The sequence below is a fragment of the Streptomyces sp. NRRL B-24572 genome, from assembly GCF_002156145.1.
GTDB lineage: Bacteria > Actinomycetota > Actinomycetes > Streptomycetales > Streptomycetaceae > Streptomyces > Streptomyces vietnamensis.
The window spans coordinates 1-3,200 of the sequence record NZ_MWIG01000534.1; the positions used below are offsets into that span (position 1 = coordinate 1).

A 3,200-nucleotide genomic window follows, 5' to 3' on the forward strand; every position below is an offset into this window, starting at 1 on the left:
CGCCGCCTCCCGGATCTCCTCCGGGCCGTCGGTGTCGGGGAAGCCCTGACCGAGGTTGATCGACCCGGTCCTGGCGGCGAGCGCGGACATCTCGGCGAAGATCGTCGTCCCGAACTCGGCGAGGCGGCGATTGAGCAGCGGTCGTGTCATGACGGCCATCCTGGGGCCAAGCCGTCCCGGCGCCAAGCCCGCCTGGCGGCCGAGCCGTCCCGGGGCCGAGCCCGTCCCGTGGCCAAGCTCTGGACTTCCTCAAGTGCGCTTTGACGGGATGTCGGACCGGGCATCCCCCTCGCACAGAAGAACGGGGGTAGTACAGATGGAAATCGTGATCTTCATCGTCTTCGCACTGGTGGTCATCGGACTGTTCTCCGGCAGCAGGAAGTCGGGGGGCCGCAAGCGGCGTGGCGGGCGCAAGGGCGGCGGCAGCAGCTGGGCCGACGGTGGTGGTGGGGGCGGCTGTGGCAGCAGCTCCTGCGGTTCGGGCGGCTCCTGCGGGTCCGGTTGTGGTGGCGGAGGCTGCGGTGGCGGCAGCTGATTGAACAAGTGAGCTGTTGGGGCCCCGAAGGGGTTGGAAAACACGGCAAGTTGGGTAAAAACGCTGCGAGTCGCCCGGCGCACATGGTTCTCTCGCTCCTGACAGAGACAGCCCTCGGACCGTGTGTGGACCCGAGCCGGCGATCCCCCACTCCCGCAGAACCTTCTCCGGGGCGCCCCCGGCCCACCCGTCAAACCGTGTTTGCGGAGCCGACCCATGCTCACCACCCTGAAAACCTCCTACACCGATACGCGCGCGGCCGATCTGGCCTGGGCCCTCGGGCGCGAGCCGCTGCCCGCGCTCGCCGTGCTCGATCTCGAACTCTCCGGCGCCAAGCTGCAGTTGAGGCTGCTCGGCGCCTCCCACCAGGTCCTCCTGGAGGAGGAGGGGCGCCACTGCTCGGAGACCGTGGCCTGCATGCCCGGCAGCAGCACCCCGCTCCCGCTCGGCGTCTCCAAGCGCGTCGGCGAATGGGAGTACGAATTCGCGGCGCGCGTCGAGACGATGTCGCAGGGCTCCTTCGCGGGTCGTGCGCAGGAGCTGCTCGCGCTCGTCACCGACCACCCCAACGGGCTGGCGGGGACCTTCCCGGGCTCCCCGTACGCCTTCACGGCGATGCTCGCGCAGCGTCACGAGGGTCAGGTGCGGTGGCGCACCTGGCACGCCTACCCGCAGGAGGGGCAGTTGGTGGTGACCAGGACCCGGATCGGCGCACGTATGCCCGCAACGCTCTGATGCGCTCTCCTGGAGCCCCATGTGCACTCGTGTGGGTGACAAAGGGTGTGACGGTCGTGACGTAGCGTTACGGCATGATCGAGCCGACCGTGACCATGCCACCCAAGAGGGTGCGCCGGCCGCCTGCGCGGCGGTCCGTGCGGCCGCCTCGCGAGGCGGTGCGGTTCCCGGTCCTCGCGGTCGTCTTCGTCTGCGCCGCCTGCGGCCTGGTCTACGAGCTCGAACTGGTCGCCCTCGCCTCCTACTTGATCGGCGACTCGGTCACCCAGGCCTCCGTCGTGCTCTCCGTGATGGTCTTCGCGATGGGGGTGGGCTCGCTCCTCGCCAAGCGGCTGCGCTGCCGTGCCGCCGTCGGCTTCGGCCTGGTCGAGGCCGGGCTCGCGCTGATCGGCGGCTGCTCGGCGATGGTGCTGTACGCGGCCTTCGCCTGGCTCGGCGAATCGCGGTACGTGCTCGTGGCGTTCTCGCTCGCGATCGGCGTGCTCATCGGCGCCGAGATCCCGCTCCTGATGTCGCTCATACAGGGGGCGGGACGGGCCTCCTCCCGGGCTTCCTCCCGTGGCTCCTCCCGGGCTTCCTCCCCGGCGGAGGCCCCTGCCGGGGACGGCCCTTCCGGGCGACCAGGGCGGCAGGCCACGCTCGGGGAGCAGGACGACGCCGCCGGGACGGTCGCCGACCTCTTCGCCGCCGACTACGTCGGCGCGCTCGTCGGCGGCCTCGCCTTCCCGTTCCTGCTGCTGCCCTGGCTCGGCCAGCTCACCGGCGCGCTCGTCACCGGCGCGGTCAACGCGGTCGCGGGCGGCGGCCTCGTCCTCTGGGTGTTCCGCCGCGACCTCACGGACCGGTCCCGCGCCCTGCTCGTCGCCGTGAACCTGTGCGTCCTGACCGTCCTCGCCACCGCGACCGTCCTCGTCGACGACTTCGAACAGGCCGCGCGCCGGGCCGTGTACGGGGAGCGGGTGCGGGTCGCCGTCCACACCGACCTCCAGGAGGTCGTGGTGACTGGGGGCCGCGAGGAGCCGCCCGACCTGTTCCTCGACGGACGCCTCCGGGTGTCCGGCCGGGACGAGTACCGCTACCACGAGGCCCTCGTCCATCCCGCGATGAACGGCGCGCACGCGCGCGTGCTGATCGTCGGCGGCGGCGACGGCATGGCCGCCCGCGAGGCCCTGCGCTACGACGGGGTCGGCTCCGTCACCGTCGTCGAGCTCGACCCGGGGGTCGTCCGCCTCGCCCGTACGGACCCGGCGCTCGCCACGCTCAACGCACAGGCCTTCCGCGACCCGCGCGTGCACGTGGTCTACGCGGACGCGTTCAACTGGCTGAGGGGCTCCGCCGATCGTCTGCAGGAACGGTACGACGTGGTGATCTCCGATCTGCCCGACCCCGGGATCACCCCCAGCACCAAGCTCTACTCGGAGGAGTTCTACGGTCTGGTGGCCCAGGTGCTCACGGAGTCCGGACGGTTCGCCGTGCACGCCGGCTCGGTCACCGGCCGGCCCCGCACCTACTGGACCGTCGACGCCACCCTGCGCGCCGCCGGGTTCGCGACCCGCCCCTACAGCGCGTGCGGCCGCACCCCCGGCTTCGCCGCAGGACCCGACCGCACCAGTGGCGCGGAGCGGGGGCCGGAGGACTGGGGCTTCCTCCTGGCCGTACGGGGCGACCGGCCGCCCGCCCTCCGCCTCGCCCCCGACGCGCCCCGGCTGCGCTCGCTCGACGCCGGGACCCTGGAGGGCGCGGCGCGCCGCGCCGAACGCACCCGGGGCGCCGAACCGCCGCCCTCGACCCTGGTGCACCCCCGGTACGGGGCCTGACCCGCCCGCCGGGTGCACGGGTACGGGGCCGGCCCGCCCGCCGGGTGCACGGGTACGGGGCCGGCCCGCCCGCCGGGTGCACCGGTACGGGCCTGACCCGCCCGCCGGGTGCA

The 3,200-nt window shown here is 72.9% G+C and carries 3 protein-coding genes and 1 pseudogene; 3 read left to right on the top strand and 1 reads right to left on the bottom strand.

All coding sequences use genetic code 11. The features are described from left to right. Positions 1 to 159 (bottom strand): annotated as a pseudogene (locus CCN56_RS45020) (aminotransferase); the annotation flags it as partial. Between the two features lie 157 nt (positions 160 to 316). On the opposite strand from CCN56_RS45020, the gene CCN56_RS29095 reads away from it, so the two are divergent. The 3 genes from CCN56_RS29095 to CCN56_RS29105 all read left to right on the top strand — a co-directional run bounded on the left by CCN56_RS29095 (position 317) and on the right by CCN56_RS29105 (position 3,087). Continuing rightward, positions 317 to 535, top strand: a complete 219-nt coding sequence (locus CCN56_RS29095) for a hypothetical protein (protein ID WP_086830950.1) — start codon at positions 317 to 319, stop codon at positions 533 to 535. Positions 536 to 751: 216 nt separating this feature from the next. Next, the gene (locus CCN56_RS29100; RefSeq protein WP_086830951.1) at positions 752 to 1,270 is read left to right on the top strand and encodes a DUF2617 family protein; all 519 of its coding nucleotides are present in this window, start codon (positions 752 to 754) and stop codon (positions 1,268 to 1,270) included. A 74-nt stretch (positions 1,271 to 1,344) separates the two neighbouring features. Further along, positions 1,345 to 3,087 (top strand): spermidine synthase, encoded by a 1,743-nt coding sequence (locus CCN56_RS29105; protein WP_256962221.1) that lies wholly within the window; start codon positions 1,345 to 1,347, stop codon positions 3,085 to 3,087. Positions 3,088 to 3,200: the final 113 nt, after the last annotated feature.